Here is a 21,067-nt window from a genome sequence, read left to right on the forward strand (position 1 = left end):
TTAGTGACTCAATGAAGTGAATACTACTGAAAAAAGCCTCCTCGGTAATATTCTCGTTAGCTGCGTGGTTGTTTTGATCAAAATTTGCCAGTGGAACGGTGAATACTGGTACTCGAAGAATATCTGTCCACACATAATTGGGATCGGTTCCGGGCATCACCGGTTCAATGACAAGTCTGACCTGTGAGGCCTGGGCCGCGTCCTTGAAGTTTGTTAAGTCAACGTTACTTGGGTGGACAACGGTTGGCGGTACTTTGCCGGTGATGGCATATGTCAGTTTTCCTGTTTTCAAAAAGGAAGCCAGAATCTTTTCGATGCCTGCTTGGATCACAGGAATACTTTGGGTTCCGACGAGACGCATATCAATGCTGACAAAGGCTGAACCAGGAATGACTGTCTTGACATCTGTTCCCGTGTTGCCAGCGGCCATGCCGTTAATATTGAAGGTTGGTTCATACATCAATTTTCGATAATAAGTTTGTTTATCAGTAGTGGTCAGTTGACTATCAAAAACGGTGGTAATTTTCTCGGGGTCGAATGGTAAAGCGTCTATCCACGAAAGCTCTTGGTCGGTAGGTGCGTTGACGCCCTCGTAAAATCCTGGAATTAATACGTGTTGATGCGCGAAATCATATAGCTGGTTCAATGCTTCATGGAGCACATTGACTGGGTTGGCGATCACATTACCTGCGTTACCAGAATGATTCGCGTGCGTCGCGGTGGTTGAAGTCAAGCGTAAACCGAACAACCCGCGATTTCCTAGGCGCAAAACATGAGCACCACTGGCATTCATCGAGCCATCCGTAACAAAGACCTTTTTGACGTTGCGCAGTAGCTCATTTTTTTGACTGCGGACGAGTTCCGGCAAATTAACGCTGCCTTGCTCTTCCTCGCCTTCAATCAAGAATTGAATGGTGTAAGGTAACTTGGGCTGTTTAGCAAGAAAGTTGCTGATGCCAGTTAATGTCGCGATAAGTTGGCCTTTGTTGTCTCCGGTTCCGCGGCCAAAGAAACGATTGTCCCGTTTGGTTAAAGTGAAAGGATCACTTTTCCACGCGGCTAAATTACCGGGCGTCATGACGTCATAATGGCCATAAAAGAGTAATGCTTCTGGCCGTTCTCCAGCAACTGTTGCAAAGATGGCCGGTTTACCCGCGGTGGGAATCAAGGTTACTTCTGCACCGATGTTTTTTTCTAATATGTTTACAATTTTTTGCCTAGCTGCATGTTGGTCTTCATCGTTAGTGCTGACGCTGCGACAAGCAATTAGTTCTTGTAGCGCGTTAACTGGCGAAATGATAGGTTGCATGTCGGTCGCCTCCTAAATAAGAACTTAATGACGTCATCTTATTGCATTCTCATTTAAAATGGAAATACAATATTAGTCATACACCATAACAGTTTTGATATAGGAGGTCGGTAATATGCGGTTACTGCAACTTAATTATTTTCTCAATGTCGCCGTCACGCAGAACATCTCAAGGTCGGCACGAACGCTAAATGTGAGTCAACCCAGCCTAAGCCGCAGTATTCATGAATTAGAAGCCGAGCTCGGTGTGCCATTGTTCACCCGTAACGGGCATTCGCTAGCACTCAACGAAGCCGGTCGCCGTTTTGCTGTTCAAGTTCGAGCTGGTTTGAATGAGGTGAATCATGCCGTAAGAGACTTACACCGATTCAGCGAAATCAATTCAAATCAAGTGACGTTGCGGTTTGAAAGTTCGACCGCCGTTTTACCTGGCCTGCTCGGAAAACTTGATGCAAAACTGCCAACGGTCAAGATTCACCTCATGCAAAATGGTTTCGAACAGGATCGTTTAAGTCACTACGATTTTGAATTTACAACAAAGCCAATTTTTAATTTTTAATAATCGTAATTTTCATCTTTTAAAAGAAGAAATCTTAGTGCGGTTTCCCAAGACGTATGACAATGCAAACAACAAAGAGGTGCGCCCAGAAGAGTTAGTCAAGTGGCCGTTAATCTTGACGGAATCGAACCCGTTACGTGAACAGATGACTTCTATGCTGCACCAAGCAGGGGTAACGGTTCGTCCTAGTTTTGTGACTGGCGATCGGCAAACGATTCTTGGCCTTGTTCGCACCGGCCAAGGTATTTGTTTCATGCCGCAATATTCATGGGCTGGCACGGATGTTTCAGGGACGGTCGGCTATCACTTTGCACCGGAACGGGTATTTCGTGATATTTACTTGAGTGCAAGCGAGGCCACGATGAGACTGCCTTATCGGAGGGAGATTGCAGAGACGATTCAACAATATTTTGCCGATTTAGTCGCAGGTTGATGATCTGGCCTTTCCCATTAAAGTTTCCAGAATTTCACGAATGCCTGCAGAAAGCAATCAGGTTAATTTACCAAGAAAAAACGATGGCTGTCTTTGATGTCATCTTTTTTTATGTACAAATGTTGTTGGAATTATCCCGAAGAAATATCTGTGATAAATGCCCATTTAACAATGAATTTTGGATACGAGTGCAAACTCTAGGTGATTTTTTAACTGAATGAATAACCACAAAAAAACAACATAACGACATTTTTTAGCAACAAAGCGTTACCTTTATGAGCTGGTTTGCCCGTATTATGAAAGCGCAAATAAAAATAGCGAGTTAACCGGTACTTGCATGCAAAACGTATTTATTAGGAGGAGCAACATGACAACAGCAAAATTGTGGGAACAACCTGAACTAACCGATATCAATCGGATGGTTCCTCGTAGCCATTTTCAGACATTCTTCCCAGGCGAGGATAGTCAGCCGCGGAATTATCAGTTATTAAATGGGACTTGGCAGTTTAAGTTCTTGGATGCGCCGGAATATGCGCCGGAAAATTTCATGAACAGCGACTTTGATGATCAGGATTGGGATCAAATTCCTGTACCTAGCAATTGGCAGCTGCAAGGTTATGGCAAGATGCATTATTCTGATCTGTGGTATAACTTCCCAATCAATCCGCCCTTTGTACCGAGTGAAAATCCAACTGGGTTGTATCGGCGAACCTTTACGGTGGATGAGGTAGTTGATAACGAACAATACATCATTGGCTTCGATGGGGCAGATTCGGCTTTTAAGTTGTACCTTAACGGCGAGTTTATCGGCTATAGCAAAGGTGCCCGTTTGCCAAGTGAGTTTGATGTCACGCAGGCATTAAAACAAGGTGTTAATACAATTGCCGTTGAAGTGGTTCAATGGTCTGATGGTACGTATCTTGAAGACCAGGATATGTGGTGGTTGAGCGGCTTGTTCCGTGATGTGAGTTTGTATTCGCGACCACAAAACGGGTTATATGATGTGCAGGTACGAACCTATTTATTGAAGGATTATCGTGCGGGTGAACTAGTCGTCACACCGATAGTATCCGGGACGGAGCCGTTAAAGATTCATTATGAACTAGCCAAAGACGGGGCTAAATTGATTGACCAAGTTCTTTCTGCCGATGCTTCTTTGGATGTCACGCTGGACGACATTCAGGCGTGGTCTGCTGAAGCGCCTAATCTTTATGATTTAACGATGACAGTGTTGCAAGATAATGAGCCGCTTGAAGTGGTTCGTCAGCGGGTCGGGTTCCGCCAAATTGAGTTGAATGGCAAGACGTTCTTGGTCAATGGCAAAGCAATCAAGTTTAAAGGCGTCAACATGCATGATTACAGCGCTACCAAGGGCCGAGTGATGACGCGGAATGATTTTGTTAAGAACATCAGCCTGATGAAACAAAACAATATCAATGCGATTCGAACGTCTCACTACCCTAAAGCACCGTATTTCTACGACCTGTGCGATGAACTTGGTATGTATGTCATTGATGAAACAGATTTGGAATGTCACGGCTTTGAGTTGACTGAACGCTATGATTGGATTACCGATGATCCACGCTGGAAGACTGCATATGTAGATCGGATGCGGCGGACTTTGCAACGCGATAAGAATCATCCTTCCATTATCATTTGGTCGTTAGGCAATGAATCAGACTTTGGCGATAATTTTCGGGCGATGGCTGCATATTGTAAGCGAGAGGATCCAACGCGACTCGTCCATTACGAAGGTGATTTTGAAGCTGAAGTCAGCGACGTTTATTCAACAATGTACACGTGGTTGGAACACGATACTAAGATGACAATGGCAGATGTATTACGTAAGACGCAGAAGCCCCATATCTTATGCGAATATGCACACTCTATGGGCAATGGGCCTGGCAACTTGAAGGAATACCAGGATCTCTTTTACGGACATGAACAACTGCAAGGTGGATTCATCTGGGAATGGTTTGATCAAGGGGTAGCATCGCAAAAGGATGGTCAAACCTACTATCGTTATGGTGGTGACTTTGGCGATCAGCCCAATAACGGAAACTTTTGTATAGATGGGTTGATCCGCCCAGATGGCAATCCGTCTACGGCTTTAACCGAGGTCAAGAAGACGTTTGAACCGTTCCAGATCCTTGTTCGTGATCTGCCAACGCAAACGGTTACGGTGATTAATCGACTGGACTTTCTAAATTCTGATTACTTTGATTTTGGTTATGAACTTGAAGCAAATGGTCAAGTGATTGCTGATGGCAAGCTTGATATCCCAACTATTTTGCCAGGTCACCAACAGACCGTGAAACTTAATCTCGATTTGCCGGAGTTTGACCCTAGTGTCATTTATAACCTTCATTTGGTTACGCATCTCAAAAACAAGACTGCTTGGGCGAATGCTGGAACAGTGCTTTCTCAATCTGTCATGACCTTGCAACGGCCAAAACACCAATTGAACCATCAGACAATCGTGGCACTACAAGCAAGTGAAAATAAAACGACAATCGAAATCAAAGGCGGTGCGAATGCATACCGGTTTGACAAGATTAAAGGTACCTTCACATTGACACATGATGGTCGTGTCCTGATTCATGATGGCATCAAAATGAATTTCTGGCGCGCCCCTATCGACAACGACATGTATCTGTTAGATGACTATTACAACAAATATTTCCTGAACCTATGGCATGAAAGTACCCGCGAAGTCCAATTACAGCCGCAAACCAACGGCGATTATGTCGTTAATCTAGTCAAGCAAGTGGGCACGACCAATAGTGGCTGGTATTACCAAATCACACAACGCTACACATTACATCAGGATGGAAGTTTTGATCTTGATGTGATTGGTAAGGCAAGTGGCAAACGTGACATGGCACCAGAGATGCTACCGCGAATTGGGGTAAAGATGACGTTGCCAAAAGATTTCCAGCAAGTTGCCTATGACGGACTGGGACCAACTGAAAACTATAGTGACTCTCATCAAGCTGCCTACTACAGTCATTTTACGAGTCGGGTTGATGACCTCTTTGTCAATTATGTAAAACCGCAAGAAAATGGTAATCATATGGACACTGATCGATTAGCACTGATGAACGGTCAGGATCAATTAACCTTGACGATGATGAAGCCATTGAACTTCAGTGTGTCAAACTATGCGGACGAAACTTTGGAGGCCGCAAAACACACCATTGATTTGAAGAAATCAGATGAGCTCAATCTATATCTTGATTTCCGGCAAAACGGACTTGGCACGAACTCGTGCGGCCAAAATCAATTAAAGCGTCATCGCTGCAAGTTTGATGATTTTGAACTTGGATTTAACTTCAAGATCAACTAGTGGAGGAGTTTCAAGGAAGGAAGTGTTCTACGATGTCAGAGGATAAATCGCGACAACGACTGGGGTCTGCCGCATTGATGTTAATGACATTCTCGGCGGTGTTTGCTTTTCCAAGTATCGTCAACAATAGTATTCAAATTGGATTGGCAACGATTCCGGGCTACATCTTCGGGAGTCTCTTTTACTTTTTGCCGTTTATTTTAATGATTGCCGAGTTTGCATCGGCTAACTCCGACAAAGAATCAGGAGTTCATAGCTGGCTGGAAAGTGTGTTGGGAAGTAAGTTTGCCTTTCTGGGCGCTTGGTCATACTTTTTCGTTAACTTGTTCTTCTTTGTTTCATTGTTACCAAACACATTAATTTATGGTTCGTATGCTTTGCTCGGCCATAATGTGTTTGGTGGCGCGATGGGTACCAAGATTATCTCGGTTCTCTCGATCGTGTTATTTTGGTTGGCGACCTGGGTCTGCATCAAAGGGGTCTCTTGGATCTCAACTGTGACGAATTTTGCTGGTACTGCGCGACTTCTAATGGGGGTTATCTTCGTTGTCCTTGCCTTTATCGTTGTGATGGGGATGGGTGAAAAACCAGCACAAGATTTTAGCATGAAGGCAATCACGCCTACCTTTAACTGGACATTCTTCATGACAATGGCGTGGATATTACAAGCTGTTGGGGGTGGCGAAAGTATTGGTGTCTACATTAAGGATACGAAGGGTGGCAATAAGACATTTGTACGTACCATGATTATTTCCACCCTTGTCGTTGGCCTGATGTATGTTCTCGGTGCTATTGCTGTCGGGTTTGTGGTTCCTAAGTCAGTTTTGGCGGGCAACTTCTCAAACGGGATCTTTGATATTTTCAAAATCCTAGGAACGCATTTCAATATTCCTGGTAACGTGATGGTCCGACTTGTAGGCTTGATTCTCTTTGTGGGTAGTTTAGGCTCGTTGGCATTGTGGACAGCCGCGCCAGTCAAAGTCTTCTTCTCAGAAATTCCTGAAGGTGTCTTTGGTAAATGGTTGGTTAAGACCAATGATGAAGGCAATCCAACAAATGCCCTTCTGGTTCAGGGTGTGGTTGTGACTTTACTCATGATTGTGCCAGCACTGGGGATTGGTAATCTCGACAGTTTCTTAGAGACTTTGATCAACATGACTGCGGCAACTTCTTTACTGCCAGTTCTATTTCTGCTAATTGCATATATTGGTTTACGCTGGAAGAAAGATGATATGCCACGTGATTTCCGCTTCGGCAATCGGACGATGGGGTTGACAGCAGGCATCTTCCTCTTATGTGTTTTCCTCTTTGTCTTCTTCATGTCAACCGTTCCGGATCCACACTTGATCGCTGAAGAATTGGCGGGACATTTACCAAAAGGAACAGCAAGTCCAATTGGAACGCTGCTATATAACGTTCTCGGAGTTGTTATCTTTATGGGGGTTGCTTGGATTTACTGGGATCGTTACGAAAAGCGAGAACGACTCGCAAAGGCTAAACCAGTTGTTCATTAAAGACAACTCTGATCGGGAAACTCGGGCGTGATAAACGATCAGCCAACACGCACGTAGCACCGCAGACTGCTCTTGACGTTTGGAATACGTAATGTACATGACCACCTCAGAATAGGAGGTGGTTTATGTGCGTAAAAGGAGTCTACATTGGCGCAAATAGCATCTACACAAGTCAAACGAGTTTTAAAAACACGACATTTGTCTATGATCGCCCTTGGTGGCAGTATTGGCACAGGCCTGTTCGTCGCAAGCGGTAGTGCCATCGCAACTGCGGGTCCCGGTGGCGCTATTGCCGCTTACATTGGCATTGGACTAATGGTCTTTTTCCTAATGACAAGTCTTGGTGAGATGGCAACCTATGCACCGGTTTCTGGTTCGTTTTCAGAATATGCTAGTCGCTTCGTTGACCCAGCACTTGGCTTTGCTTTGGGATGGAATTACTGGCTTAACTGGGCAATTACATTGGCTGTTGATGTTTCGACAACCGCTATTGTCATGCACTTTTGGGTGCCAAACGTACCTGGGTGGCTCATTTCGGTAACGTTTTTAAGTCTTATCTTTGTGATTAATTTGATTTCAGCTAAGTCGTTTGCCGAAACGGAGTACTGGCTGTCATTGGTGAAGGTGATCACCGTCATTGTTTTTCTCGGTGTTGGTTTGTTGACCATTGTCGGTATCATGGGTGAAACAGCGACGCCGATTGGGTTGAAAAACTATACGTTGGGTGATGCGCCGTTTGTGGGTGGGTTACCTGCTACATTGTCGGTGTTTGTTGTCGCTGGTTTTTCTTTTCAAGGAACAGAATTGATTGGCATTACAGCCGGGGAAAGCGAGACGCCAGAGACGAGCATTCCCAAAGCAATTAAACAGGTTTTTTGGCGGATCTTGTTGTTCTATATCTTATCAATTGCCGTCATTGCTGCGATTATTCCGTACACTAATCCTAACTTGTTGAGCGGCTCGGTCAAAAATGTTGCCGTTTCTCCATTTACGCTAGTATTTAATCGCATCGGTATGGCCGGAGCAGCCAGTCTGATGAATGCCGTCATCTTGACTTCGGTGCTTTCATCGGCAAACTCTGGCATGTATGCATCAACGCGCATGCTATGGGCCATGGGGAGTTCTGGATTTGCACCCCGTATTTTTCAGAAAACAAATGGCCGCGGTGTCCCAATTGCGGCGCTGCTTTTGACGACGGTGATTGGTGCACTGACCTTTTTGACTAGCATTATGGGGCCGAGTGTTTATCAGCTACTAGTTGCCGCATCAGGACTAACCGGTTTCTTAGCTTGGTTGGGTATTGCCGTGTCGCATTTACGATTTCGGCGTGCTTTCGTTAAACAAGGACATTCGGTGAAGGAGCTTCGATATCATGCTAAGTGGTTTCCAGTTGGCCCTATTCTGGCGATTATGATGAGTCTGATTGTGATTGTCGGACAAGACATGAGTTCATTAGCTGATTTCCAATGGGGTAAACTACTAATTTCATATATGTCGATACCAATTTTTCTCATTTTGTTCGTTTATTACAAAGTGAAGCACAAGACTAAACTAATCCCGCTTGATCAAATTGATTTGGCTTCGCATCATGATCAGCGTGGCTAAGCGGAGTTGGCTGACAACTTGGCTTGTTGATACATGGATAAATAGAAACTCAAGGTTGAATGGCGTTATCATTCAATCTTGAGTTAGTCATATTTGATGAAGCAGCCATGACAAGTCTAGCAACGAGGCTCGTGTGGCTGCTTTTTTGTAGCTGAAGGAAGTGGCTTTAGAAAGTAAATTTGAAACCTTGGAAAATGAACCTTTTTAATTTGATTGCGTGTTAAGCTGTAGGTATGTAAGCGCTACAGAAAGAAACGGGATCTAATTATGTTTAAAGAAAACAAGTGGCTGAGAACAGATCGCATTGTTTGTCCTGAGCTTTCGGTATTTGAAGTGGGTTATGAAGATGTTCATCCGCGAGCACCGTATCAATATGAACAGCTTGATTACTATTTACTTCATTTTGTTTTGCAAGGTGAGGGACTATTTTTTATTAACAATGAAATTCATCAGTTGTCACGAGGACAAGGCTTTTTGATTCCGCCTCATACGGACAACAATTACTATCCATTAGTTGGCAATCCGTGGAGTTATCGATGGATTGGCGTCAGAGGACCCGGTGCCGCGGCTGTCTTTAATGACGCTGGGCTAGGCAAGACCAACTTTATTTACCAGCACCAGGATATTCATCAAATGGACGACTTATTTGCAGAAGCCTACGATTATTTTAGCCGCGATCACTTGTATGGCGCATTGGGCAAGTTCTATGAGATTGTTAGCGCATTGGTGGATGATTACCAGCAGGAAACACGGCTAGGGGTCTTGCCTAATCAGCAATACGCTTTGGAGGCAGTCGAAATTCTTAAAAGAGAGTATGCAGATAGTACGTTGCGAATAGATGACGTTGCCGAGCGAGTGAAAGTTGAACGTACGTATCTGTATCGTATCTTCATGAGGAATCTTGGTGTTTCACCCAAGAGTTACCTCATGCAATTGCGGATTAACCAGGCCATTGAACTATTACGAAATACGAATGATGCAATTGGCGACATTGCCATCAAAGTAGGGTTTACCAGTTACTCGCAGTTTTCAAAAGCGTTTGTGAAGGCACGCCGAATGACCCCATCTGCTTTTAGAAAAGCGATTTCGAGTGGTAAATTAAATCCGCGGAAAATTGACTGAGCATGGCTATTCAGTGATTGGTTTGTGTATTTATGGGTTATTAGGGATAAGGCAGAAACTTTTCAGAGCTTTAAAACACGAAAGGAGAACGTGATGCTCAAGATCAGCTTCAATCGAGTTGTGGCGGGGCGGTCATGTAACCACGAGGATGAACCGAATTGTGCATGTCGACATTCAAGAAATCGTCAGGGAAGAGACAATAACCCATGATTGGCGAATTTATTTGCTTTTGGAGGGGGCGGCTAAAGCGAATGTCTTTCAGTCTAATTACGAGTTGACCAAGAATGATTTTTTAATTCTGAATCCCAATGAACGATTCTCGATGCATTCTGTGGAGCCAGCGTTAGTGCTCGCTATCACCTTCAATGCGGTCCATTTGGATGATATCTTGCCGGGAATCAGAAAACAGCGATTTTGGAATTTTCCTAGTTCTTCTGCTGACCAGACGACTGACAGTATTGATGAATGTCGCCAGTTGTTGCATCGTATCATGATCACGAGTCTTTTTGAAGATGTCGATGATGCGGCGATTATCGCAAGAGGGTTGGCGCTAATAAGCTATTTGCGTTCGCATTATCTTTGGCACGAGAAGACCCGAAGCAATGCTGGAACAGATCAGTTAGTGAATCGCGTGATCGCAAAACTGGAGTCCGAATATGCGGAAGATGTCAATTTGGCGTCATTGGCCAGTGATATGCATGTCTCATACAGTTATCTATCCAAGCGATTTAAGGAGACAACCCAACTTAATTTTAACCATTATCTCAATGCAATCCGGTTGCATCATATTGAACAGGATCTAAAGTACACGGATAAAAGCATCACTCAAGTAGGTATTGACAATGGCTTTAGTCAGCCGCGTACAATGGCACGTAATTTTCAAAAACAATATGGCATGTCACCACAGAAATTTCGCCAAGCATTTGCGACCACCAAAATGTTGCCGATGCATAGCGGGTCTCAGGTTACAACATTGGGGCGTGATGAAGCGCTCAGTCGTTTAGCTGGGAAACTTGCTGACGACGATTTAGCATCCTTACAACCAGCAAAGTTCCAGCAGAAAGTCCTAGAAGTACAGTCAGTTAAACCGCTGCAGCGAAAAGCGGTAACTTATGCCATCAATGTCGGCAATGTATTGAATCTCAACCAGCAAGAATGCGTTGCGCAGTTGAAGATGCTGACAAAAGAAGTCGTCATTGCCTACATCAGGGTGTTTGACCTTGATAAGGTTAACATCAGGCCAAATTATAGCTCGGTCGTGACTGCTGACAAGGAATTAATCACTGCATTTCATACGATTCTTGCCTTTGGCGCGCTACCAATTATTAGAGTGTCACCGAACATCGTGGCGCATCAGAGTCCGGAAGACATTGTGGCGCGTTTTGATGCCATCGTCCGGGCATTTGGGAAAAGTGTTGTGCGCAAATGGATTATTGAGTTTGAGTATGACTGTTTGTGTAGCGATGACCCGGATGTTCAGAGGGTAATTAATTATTTTATCCATCATGCGGCCTGGCATCGGATTGGCGTGCATGTTACTGAACAAAATGTCAAACAAGGTAAGGACGTCACGGTTCACACACTTGGGAATCGTTTTGTTTACTTATCTTGTGATTACCTATTTCTTCGGCATGAAATCAAAGCAGATCTAGCCGGACTCGGGTCGCAACTTGAAGCGATTCGAGCAAGACTCGCACCCAATCAAGCATATGCACCTGAGTTGGCCCTAGATGACTGGAATACCTTAGCTGGTAGTGACGAGGTAACGGTCGGGACTTTCTTTAGAGCTGCACTGATCAAAGAAATTTTGCGACAAAATACTGGCCTTGATAATATCAGTTTTTGGCTAAGTATTTCCAGTCGGGCTAGCGTCATACCCACTGCCACGGATGATTGTCTATCGTTATTTCTGTATGGGACTATTCGGCGGCCGGTTTATTTTGTTATCAGGATGCTTAACTCTCTGATCGGCGAGTGTCTTTATAGTTCACCCTACTTTAGTTGTTTTCGAAATGGTGAAGATTATGCGCTCCTATTATCAAACCCGACGTATGTTGACCCGCGCATGTCTATCAGTGATAGTCTGATGCAGTATCAATCTCAGAAATTACAGTTGCAACTTTTGGGATTGGCATCTTCGCGGTATCGAGTTGTCAGCGAATTATTGGATAAGGACTGTGGTGGCATCTATAATCAATGGCTTAAAGTCGGTGCGATGACAAGTTATTCGAAAAGAGACATTAAGTACCTGGAGACGATCACGCAGCCGAGATTAAAGATTAAGCTTGTTGAGGCGACAGACGGGAAGCTAACTTTGGCTGCCACACAATCGTTTAATAGTATTCAGATTTACCACGTTAGTCCGGTGATGGATTAAATAGATACTGACCTTGAATCGCCCCTGTCCGTGTTCTGGATAGGGGCATTTTTCTTGAATTTTAATCGGCATAAAGTCGGTGCAAAAATTGTCCGACAATTCTAGCAGAAAAATTAAGAGGTTGATAATAGACACATGTAAGCGCTTTATAAAGACGAACAATATCCTACTTGTTTAGAGATGTCCACTTAAAATGGAAACATGATCAAAATTCTTTAAAGGTGGGTGACAACATGGCGACGGTTATTGGTAAAACGTCTCGATCATCAGAAGCAATGCTCATCACGTCACTGATGGCGGGCTACTCGATGGTTTATATGGACAAGAGCATGATCTCAACGGCGATTATTCCAATAGCTTCAGAGTTTCACTTCAATTCCGGTCAGACTGGTTTGATGATGTCGATGTTTTTCCTCGGCTATTCATTGATGCAAATTCCTAGTGGATGGTTGGCTGATCGGTTCGGTTCAAAGCGGGTTCTTATGGCTTCGTTGCTTATTATTGCCAGCTTTTCCTTTCTGTTTGGGGTGGCAAACGGCTTGCTATTTTTCATTTTCGTCCGCTTCTGTGCAGGACTAGGGCATGGCGGTTATCCTCCGAGTTGCTCAAAAGCCATTGCAGAAAACTTTCCAAAGGAGCGGCGGACTTTTGTGCAATCATTGATCCTTTCGACCTCGGGAATTGGCGGTATCTTAGCCTTTACACTTGGCGCACGTTTGGTTGATAGTAATTGGCACTATGCGTATTTTGCTATGGGCACGCTCTTCTTAGTTGCGTGTTTATTCGTTTGGCGATTCGTTCCCAAAGGCCAACAAGCAAATAGCAAACAGGATGAACAAAGTGAAAAGCCGAGTTTTTTTGCAATGTTAAAGAATCGCAATGTACTAGTTTTGTTTGTGGCAATGTTGTTACTGAACGTCTTGCTATACGGGAACATGTCATGGCTGCCATCGTATATAACGTCAACATTTGATCTTACTATTAGCCAGGCTGGTATGATCCTAGCCTTGAACGCTGTCTTTCAAACCATAGCGACTATCTTTGCCGGTCAATTACTTTCCAAGTTGTTTTTGCATAAAGAAAAACGACTCATTTTAATGGCTACCTTAATAGTGGCTGCGTTGTTAATTGCGTTCGTCATGTCGAGCAACTTATATGTTTCGGTCGTATTATTACTGCTTATCAATATGATTAGTGTCACAGCCTTTACAGCGATCTTTACTTGGCCGCATAAAATCATGGATGCGGGCATTATTGGCTCATCGATTGGGATTATCAATACAGGCGGGACCTTAGGAGGATTCTTGGCGCCGATGGTGATCGGTTTTCTCGTACAAGCAGCTAAAGGATCATTTGTGCCAGCTTTCTTCTTTATGGCAGTGATGAGCCTGCTGTGTGGTATGACAGTTATTGCGGTTAAAACAAAAGCATAAAGTAAATTAGGAGGAAGAGAAAAATGGATGCTAAAGAACGGTTGATGCAAATTGTTGAAGAGAAAAAAGATGAATTTATCAAAGCTTCCGATCAGATTTGGAGCACACCAGAAACCAGGTTTGCAGTTGAAAAGTCAGTTCAACCGTACTATGAGATCTTGGAAAAAGAAGGTTTCACGATCAAAAAGGGTATTGCTGACATGGACTATGCTTTTGAGGCGACTTGGGGTTCAGGTAAGCCTGTCATCGGCATGTTGGCAGAATATGATGCATTGGGGAATCTGAGTCAAGTGGCGGGGGAGGTCGAACACAAACCGCTTGTTGCGGGTGGCAACGGTCACGGATGTGGGCATAACGTGTTGGGCACTGCTGCACTTGCCGGAGCGGTGGCCATTAAAACCCTAATGGAAGAAGAGCACCTTTCTGGCACGATTAAATTATTCGGCTGTCCGGCTGAAGAAAGTGGCTACGGTAAAGCTTTTATGGCCAGAGATGGCATTTTTAACGACCTTGATCTAGCGTTGGCCAATCACCCGATGGACTCAATGTCAGGATGGGGCAGCAGCAGTCTTGCCGTGCTTCAGTGTTACTACGAATTTTCTGGCACACCGGCGCATGCTGCAGCGGCACCGGAAATGGGACGTAGCGCTTTAGATGCTGCCGAACTCATGAATGTCGGTGTTCAATTTTTACGCGAACACATCATTGATCCGGCCAGAATTCATTATGCGTTCATTGATGCCGGTGGCGAGTCCGCCAATGTTGTTCAACCAAGTGCAAAACTGTATTACTTCATCCGTGCGCCTCACGTTGATCAGGCAAAAGCCATTTTTGCCAGAGTTAACAAGATTGCAGAAGGGGCTGCGTTAATGACAGAGACAAAGCTCACTAAAGAGTTCGATGCAGGATGTTCTGATTTTGTTGCAAATAAACCATTAACCCGAGCCATTGACAAGAATCTTGATATTGTGGGGCCTTTAGAGCTGACCGATGACGAAATGGCCTTTGAAAAGAAGCTTTCTGACACAGCTTCCGAGGCAAGTAAGCAAAACTCATATAACCGCGCCAAACATTCTTTCCCAGACTGGACCGAGGAACAGGTAAGAAAAGAAGCAGAAGCCGGCATTGCTTTGCATAAGCTACCGTTAGAATTTACTGACGAAACGGCTGGATCCACAGATGTAGGCGATGTCAGCCAGGTTGTTCCCACGGCTCAATTTACGAATGGTTTTGAACCCCAAGGAACATCGCCGCATACATGGCAATGGGTCTCAAATGGCATTTCGAGTGTGGCCCATAAAGGCTTATTGTTAGGCGGTAAAGTCTTTGCATTGACAGCATATGATGCACTGACTAATCCAGATCTGGTAGAAGATGCCAAAAAAGACTTTGAAGAGCATTTTGCGGGTAAGCAATTCGAATCGCCAATCCCAGCTGAAGTAAAGCCGCGGTAATTAAAAGATCGGCTCTCAATGGGCCGATCTTTTAATTACCAATTTATAAATTTTAGAGTTTATCCGGTGTGCTTTTTTGGCAAATTCAGTCAAGATCGTTCGCCGGGTTATTACTTTGAACAGCAGCGATAGTCTCTGAATTGATGAATCTCAGATCGGGTTCTGGCACTTGATCAAAAACGGCATGCGCAAAGGTTGCCAACTTTTGACTATAAGGCAATGGTACGCTGAGAATCTTACCTAGTCTAACCAGTGGATCAATTCCATAAGGGAGATCTTCAATAATAAAACGGGATTGTATGTTGGTAGGTGCTGGCAAGTTACGATAAGTAGCCAATCCGTGGAACACTTCGCCGAGCGTGTCAAAGTCAGTCCCCCATTGTGTTGCCAATTGATGCACAATGCTACTGTAAGGAATATCTAAAACACTAGCTAGTTGTTTACGCTCAGTATCGATGCGCATAATGTAGGCTCTGGTGGATTCACTCAATCCATCAGTCAGAATGTGGAAGCGTTCTGCATGTTCGATTCGAGGAAGATTAAAAAGTGAGACTGGAACATGAATAATAGGATTGAGCGCACTAAGGCTGGTCTGCAAGACGCTAGGGGATACACTAATTTCGGAATAAAGCTGCTTTAGTAAATTTAAACCTTTTCGCCAAGCTTGCTGATTGCCATATGCTGCCACGGTCACTTTTGTTTTAATTTCACTGATGTGTAGCGAATGATTATGCCATTGAGCAACGTAAGGCATGCCAGAAGTCTCCAGGATGCTGACATGTTTTTGGATAATCCAGTCTGGCGTCAATTTTGCGACAGCTTGCAACATGCCCCAGTTGCCATTTAGAAAAATAATGGTTTGGTCTTGATGGATGAACGGCTTGATAGCTGAAATGATATCCTCATGTGCATTCGCCCAGGTTGCAATGATGATGATATCGGCAAAGTTAACGCTGGCAGCTAGGTTGGCGCTCACTCGGAATTGCGTTGTGGTTGTGATACGCCCCGTGATAGTAAAAGAGCATTTAGTTAGCTTGGCTGCTTTAACAGGGTCCCGAGAAAATATTGTTGTTTCTATACCACGTCGCTTAAGATCCGATGCGCACGCAAAGCCGGTATTCCCAGCGCCTATAATAGTCACCTTCATACTTTGGCCTCCTCACTGGCCGCTTTTAAGAATGCGGCTGTTTCTTGGTGAGATGGATGCTTGAAGAATTGTTCAGCAGGGGCAACCTCAACTAAATTGCCTTCATGTAAAAAGGCACATTTGGTTGCGATATGCTGGGCAAAGTCAAGCTGATGGGTGACAACAATCATGGTTTGACCTTTAGCGCGTAAAGATAAGATATCTCGGGTAATTGTTCCGACCAATGCGGGGTCTAATGAGCTAGTAGGTTCATCAAAGAGAATGATTGAAGGTCTTAAAGCTTCTGCACGGGCAATGCCAATACGTTGCTGCTGGCCACCTGACAGTTCTGCAGGATAAAGATTTGCTTTATCCGTTAATTCGAGTTGTGCAAGCAAAGTTTCAGCTATCTTTTTTGCGTTACTCTTTGTTTGATGCTGCCCATAAATCAAAGGCTCAGTAATATTCTCTAGCGCAGTCTTATTATTAAATAGCGCATAGTTTTGAAAAACCATTGCAAGTTGATCACGAATTGAGCGAATATCACTGGCGGTTAGATGGCGATAATCGAAGGTTTTTCCCCCCAACGTTAGATGGCCACTGGTGGGTTGTTCCAACAAGTCCAAGCATCTTAGAAGAGTTGTTTTTCCTGCACCACTTTTGCCAACGATCACCAATGTTTCACCAGAATTTACTGTTAGGTTGAGATCTGAAAGAATTTTCTTACCTTTAAATTTTTTGGTGAGTTCTCGGATTTCTAACAACGGCATCATCACCACCTACTTTTCTTGGGCATAAGATTTGGTTACATCTGTTACGCGATCATTTTTGGCTGTAAAAGGATCACTCCCTAGCCATTTCTGAGACAGCTTAGCAAGTGTCCCGTTTTTGCGTAATTTAGTCAGCTCCTTATCAATGTCTTGACGTAGCTGAGTGTTGCCTGCGTTCTTGTGATAGTAATAAACCACTGGAAAGACCGCGATAGACTTGGAAAGCTTCAACGGTTCGTTTAGTTTCTTTTGTGCGGTATCGAAGTTTGTTCGGGGATAAAGAATCGCATCATACTGTTTATTGACAATATCTTTAAACTGATTAGCGGTGTCGACAAAGCCAGATGATTTCAGCGCAACTTTTTGATCAGGATGTTTCTTATTCCAGTCTTCAACGATGCCATATCGCGGATCGGAAACATCAATTGGTTCGAGTTTGCCGTTGGTTTTTGCAAGAGTAGCCAGATTGGTGATTTGATTGTCATCTTTACGCACTACCAAGCGTAAATCACTGAGTAGAGTGGGGCGCCGTGAATAATCATAGGTTTTTGCGCGTTCGGATGAGTAATAGTAGTTTCCCACGGCTAGATCGTATTTGCCTGATTGCAAACCGACAAATACGGAGTTGGGATCAGTGACCTGATATTGAAACTTATATTTACTTTTTAGATCTTTTTGAATGGCTGCCAGAATAGCTCCGTTGTATCCGGATAATTCATCCTTACTTTTGTAGATTTGATAAGGTTGAGAGGCAGAAGGCCCAACGATTTGAACAGTTTTAACCTTTGAATTGTTGTTTGCATTGCCAGAGCTAGACTTGCCGCATGAGACAAGGAAAAACGCGAGGATGGCAGACCCAACGATGAATGCGAGCTGAGATTTTTTCATGATGTTTACTCCTTCAATGTAAGTATGTGATTTGTTTCTTTATGAGATGGAAGATGGCGCTAACTAACCAATACAAGATGAGATAAATCGTCCAAGCTGCTAAATAAGCAGGAATGAACTGATACGTCTTGGAACCAACGAGGATACTAGTCCCTGTTATTTCCAGTAATCCAATGTTGTAAATAATAGCGGTACCTTTGACGATATCCATCACGCTATTAAAGACATTTGGCAGTGCCAGTGCGGCTGCTTGTGGTAAGATGATTCTGCGCATTGCGGTCATCTTGCTCAGACCTGAAGCAAGTGCTGCTTCAAGTTGGGTCGGATCCAAGGCTTGATAGGCTGCCCGAAATGTTTCACCGAAATAAGCACTTGAAAATAGTGCCAATGCGGCCACAGCAACCACTGTAGCCGGGATGTGGAGTCCTTTACCATTATTTAACATGGACGTTAAGTTTGGTAAGGCGAAATACAGAATGTAGAGAACGACAATCATTGGAACACTACGGGCAAATGAAAGGTAGACACCCACGATCTGATTCAGTATTGGGAAATGTTTGATTCGTGTCCAAGCTATCAGACAACCGATTGGGATCCCACAGATAATTGCTATGATAGCAATGTAGATACTTATCCAGGCACTAGGAAGAATTTGTTGCCAGTCTTGCCAGAAAATAGTCATTGTGCACCCCCAGACCAAGCGCGCCGACGTTCAAGTTGGGCGAAGAGTGCCTGAATGGCAATACAGATTATCCAGTAAATGAGCGATAACGCGATAAACACTATCACTTGGTTTTTCCCAAAAGATGCTTGAGCAATTACCTGGGCTTGCTCGTAAAGGTCAGTAATTCCAATGACATAAACATAGGCCGAGTTTTTGACAATCGTGATCAGTGTATTTCCAATATTGGGTAGTGCTGCAACAAAGATCTGCGGGCCTAGTATTCTACGGACAGCATTGAATCGACTGAAATGGAGCGATGTGCACGCATCGTATTGTGATTGGGGGACCGAGGCATAGGCACTGCAAAGGTTTTCTGCAAAGTACGCACTGTTTTCCAAGCCAATAGCCAAGATTGCAAAACTAGTTTTTGCCCACCATGAAATATCAATACCAACCAGTTGGGATAAGAATGGCATGCCATAAAATACCAGCATCAATAACAATAAAACCGGCGTTGCACGCATAAGACTAACGAATCCGTTGTAGAGAAACTTCCAACCAACCCAATTAGTAAAGTAAGTTAATGAAATGAGCCCACCGAAAACTAAAACAAAAATCGCCGATGCCCCGATGATCCAAAATGTGATACCTAAGTATGGAATCAATTGCTGAAAAACCTTAACAAATGTCGCGAACCCCACTACTATCAGCTCCTCTAAAAATAAAAAGGTCTTCGTCTCTGTATATTTAAATACAGGGACGAAGACCTTTTCGTGGTACCACCCTTATTCTTGACGAGATTGCTCCAGTCAACTCAACAACACCTAAAATATCGATGTTTGGGACGATATCGAGTCCTGTCGTGGCCATCGCTTGCACGATGACCAGTGCTCCGAGTTCATCTTCGGCGCTTCGCCGTTCCACCTTCACACCTACCGGCAGTCTCTTTAAACGGTTTCACGCTTACTCTTCTCTTCCACGCACAGATTTATATAATGATTTGATTAATTGAACATGAGTATATTGCTTCCAGATTAGAAAGTCAATCGATTTTTTAGACAGTAATTAGAGATGAAAATTAATATCTGCTTTTTCAATCCAAAGTCAGGGGTTATAGTTCCAGATGAATTATTTGTTTCGACAATTGCCAGTGAAAAGACTTTGGCCTATCAGACCCCATCCCCACCCAACCCTGCATCCCACCCAGCCTGCAGCCGATACTCCTCCTCCCCAACAACCTGCTTAGCCCCAAAATAAGCCTCGCGTTGATGCGTCGCGTTCATCAGTGTCCGAGCCATCGTCGTAGTGACCACAATGTGATGTTGCTGCCGGTCATCCTTTGTCAGCGGCAAGTTGCCTTCAGCGATGCGTGCCAGTTGACTGATAACGTCCATCAACAAGTTGCTGCCGGTTAAAATTTCGCCAAAACGTGCGGCGTGATACGTGGTGGGTAAGGAAAGTGAGCGGCTTTTTTGGAAGCGGACGGTGACGATTCGTTGATGCTGCCGGTTTGTGATGGCGTAATCAACAAGCCGGTGGGTCGCGATCCAACCGACATTGCGGTGATCGGGAGCCGCTAGCGGCATGAAGGCGTAGCACGGACCGGTGAGCATCTTGGGCAGTTTTTTGGCGGTCCCGTGATATAATTTCTGCACGATAACTTGGCGCATCGTTGGGGAGTAAACCGAACTGTTTTCGTGCGAACGAATGAAACCTAACGTCGATGGCTTGATCAGGTGTGCCGCAGTGGCCGTGAGTATCAGCGTTTTTCGGGGAAGGAAGGACGCTGGTAAAGGGAGAATCGCCAAAATCTCCTTTAACGGCAACTGCGAGGCGTCTGATGCTGTGGCGTTATGGGCGAGTTCAGTCACGAGATAGTCGGGATCATCTGGAGCGGTTTTGACCATAGCCGCGTTATGTATGGCTCAATTTTAGTTTAAACTTATGCTAATTAAAAGCTGAAAATGTTAAACGCGGTGAATTTATGGCGCAAAATCGCGACAGGTGTTCAGGAAATGGCAACAAATTGTCTAGTATTGGCTGATTTTATCGAGCTTAGGAGGTAATTGGGCGAGGAGCGAGGTGGGTGTGTTATGTATGAAGCTGCCTTTTTGGTGTGAGCGTGAGTCAGCCCAGGTTGGCTCACGCGTTATGGTGTGACGTGACAAGGTAACTGAAAAAGTCGATACTTAATGAAAAACGCGTCCGGCTGCGACACCCGGATGCGTTTTTTGATGGGCGTGAGCCGGCGTGGTTAGGGATCGGAGTATAAGTGGTCTTGGTCGTGATGACGGGGTTTTGGCCATTGCGACCAAGATCCTGACACGCAGATTCCTGTGCCGGTGAACGCGTTAAGAAGCGTGTATTTTGATGGAAGTGCGATCCGATGAGGTGAAAAGTCGGGGAGCACTTTTTTAAATGCAAAAAAAAGTTAGCTGAAAATTTCGCGCAATTTATGTTTGAAAAG

At 44.3% G+C, this 21,067-nt stretch carries 16 protein-coding genes; 9 read left to right on the top strand and 7 right to left on the bottom strand.

The window, feature by feature from the left end:
* Positions 1 to 1,309 (bottom strand): M20/M25/M40 family metallo-hydrolase (locus ACWP87_RS11855; RefSeq protein ID WP_031541853.1); only part of this gene is annotated, 1,309 nt, incomplete at its 3' end.
* Between the two features lie 115 nt (positions 1,310 to 1,424).
* Between ACWP87_RS11855 and ACWP87_RS11860 the strand changes: the two genes are divergently transcribed.
* From ACWP87_RS11860 to ACWP87_RS11900, 9 genes are all read left to right on the top strand, one after another.
* On the top strand, positions 1,425 to 1,868 hold the full coding sequence (locus ACWP87_RS11860; protein WP_014569103.1) for a LysR family transcriptional regulator: 444 nt from the start codon (positions 1,425 to 1,427) through the stop codon (positions 1,866 to 1,868).
* A gap of 37 nt (positions 1,869 to 1,905) precedes the next feature.
* On the top strand, positions 1,906 to 2,301 hold the full coding sequence (locus ACWP87_RS11865) for a LysR family transcriptional regulator substrate-binding protein (RefSeq protein ID WP_015764843.1): 396 nt from the start codon (positions 1,906 to 1,908) through the stop codon (positions 2,299 to 2,301).
* Positions 2,302 to 2,668: 367 nt separating this feature from the next.
* Positions 2,669 to 5,647 (top strand): beta-galactosidase subunit alpha, encoded by a 2,979-nt coding sequence (ebgA, locus tag ACWP87_RS11870; protein WP_014569105.1) that lies wholly within the window; start codon positions 2,669 to 2,671, stop codon positions 5,645 to 5,647.
* A gap of 32 nt (positions 5,648 to 5,679) precedes the next feature.
* Complete coding sequence (locus ACWP87_RS11875) at positions 5,680 to 7,161, top strand: amino acid permease (RefSeq protein ID WP_005714951.1); 1,482 nt, start codon at positions 5,680 to 5,682, stop codon at positions 7,159 to 7,161.
* Positions 7,162 to 7,308: 147 nt separating this feature from the next.
* Complete coding sequence (locus ACWP87_RS11880) at positions 7,309 to 8,766, top strand: amino acid permease (protein WP_015764844.1); 1,458 nt, start codon at positions 7,309 to 7,311, stop codon at positions 8,764 to 8,766.
* Positions 8,767 to 9,033: 267 nt separating this feature from the next.
* Positions 9,034 to 9,888 (top strand): helix-turn-helix domain-containing protein, encoded by an 855-nt coding sequence (locus ACWP87_RS11885; protein WP_005714953.1) that lies wholly within the window; start codon positions 9,034 to 9,036, stop codon positions 9,886 to 9,888.
* Positions 9,889 to 10,048: 160 nt separating this feature from the next.
* Complete coding sequence (locus ACWP87_RS11890; protein WP_014569107.1) at positions 10,049 to 12,265, top strand: helix-turn-helix domain-containing protein; 2,217 nt, start codon at positions 10,049 to 10,051, stop codon at positions 12,263 to 12,265.
* Between the two features lie 233 nt (positions 12,266 to 12,498).
* Positions 12,499 to 13,698, top strand: a complete 1,200-nt coding sequence (locus ACWP87_RS11895) for an MFS transporter (protein WP_014569108.1) — start codon at positions 12,499 to 12,501, stop codon at positions 13,696 to 13,698.
* Positions 13,699 to 13,721: 23 nt separating this feature from the next.
* Complete coding sequence (locus ACWP87_RS11900) at positions 13,722 to 15,152, top strand: amidohydrolase (protein ID WP_014569109.1); 1,431 nt, start codon at positions 13,722 to 13,724, stop codon at positions 15,150 to 15,152.
* 85 nt (positions 15,153 to 15,237) lie between these two features.
* On the opposite strand, the gene ACWP87_RS11905 is transcribed toward ACWP87_RS11900, so the two are convergent.
* The 6 genes from ACWP87_RS11905 to ACWP87_RS11930 all read right to left on the bottom strand — a co-directional run bounded on the left by ACWP87_RS11905 (position 15,238) and on the right by ACWP87_RS11930 (position 20,507).
* Positions 15,238 to 16,299 (bottom strand): NAD/NADP-dependent octopine/nopaline dehydrogenase family protein, encoded by a 1,062-nt coding sequence (locus ACWP87_RS11905; protein WP_014569110.1) that lies wholly within the window; start codon positions 16,297 to 16,299, stop codon positions 15,238 to 15,240.
* Entirely contained in the window at positions 16,296 to 17,048 is a 753-nt protein-coding gene (locus tag ACWP87_RS11910) for an amino acid ABC transporter ATP-binding protein (protein WP_014569111.1), read from the bottom strand. The genes ACWP87_RS11905 and ACWP87_RS11910 overlap by 4 nt, the downstream gene beginning before the upstream one ends.
* Positions 17,049 to 17,057: 9 nt before the next feature.
* Entirely contained in the window at positions 17,058 to 17,936 is an 879-nt protein-coding gene (locus ACWP87_RS11915) for a transporter substrate-binding domain-containing protein (protein ID WP_014569112.1), read from the bottom strand.
* 13 nt (positions 17,937 to 17,949) lie between these two features.
* Positions 17,950 to 18,618: an amino acid ABC transporter permease gene (locus ACWP87_RS11920; protein ID WP_014569113.1), complete on the bottom strand. Its 669-nt coding sequence runs from the start codon at positions 18,616 to 18,618 to the stop codon at positions 17,950 to 17,952.
* Positions 18,615 to 19,301, bottom strand: coding sequence for an amino acid ABC transporter permease (locus ACWP87_RS11925; protein ID WP_014569114.1), 687 nt, complete (start codon positions 19,299 to 19,301; stop codon positions 18,615 to 18,617). The genes ACWP87_RS11920 and ACWP87_RS11925 overlap by 4 nt, the downstream gene beginning before the upstream one ends.
* A gap of 468 nt (positions 19,302 to 19,769) precedes the next feature.
* Complete coding sequence (locus tag ACWP87_RS11930) at positions 19,770 to 20,507, bottom strand: hypothetical protein (RefSeq protein WP_014569115.1); 738 nt, start codon at positions 20,505 to 20,507, stop codon at positions 19,770 to 19,772.
* Positions 20,508 to 21,067 lie beyond the last annotated feature (560 nt).

Source organism: Lacticaseibacillus sp. 22 (genome assembly GCF_055413445.1).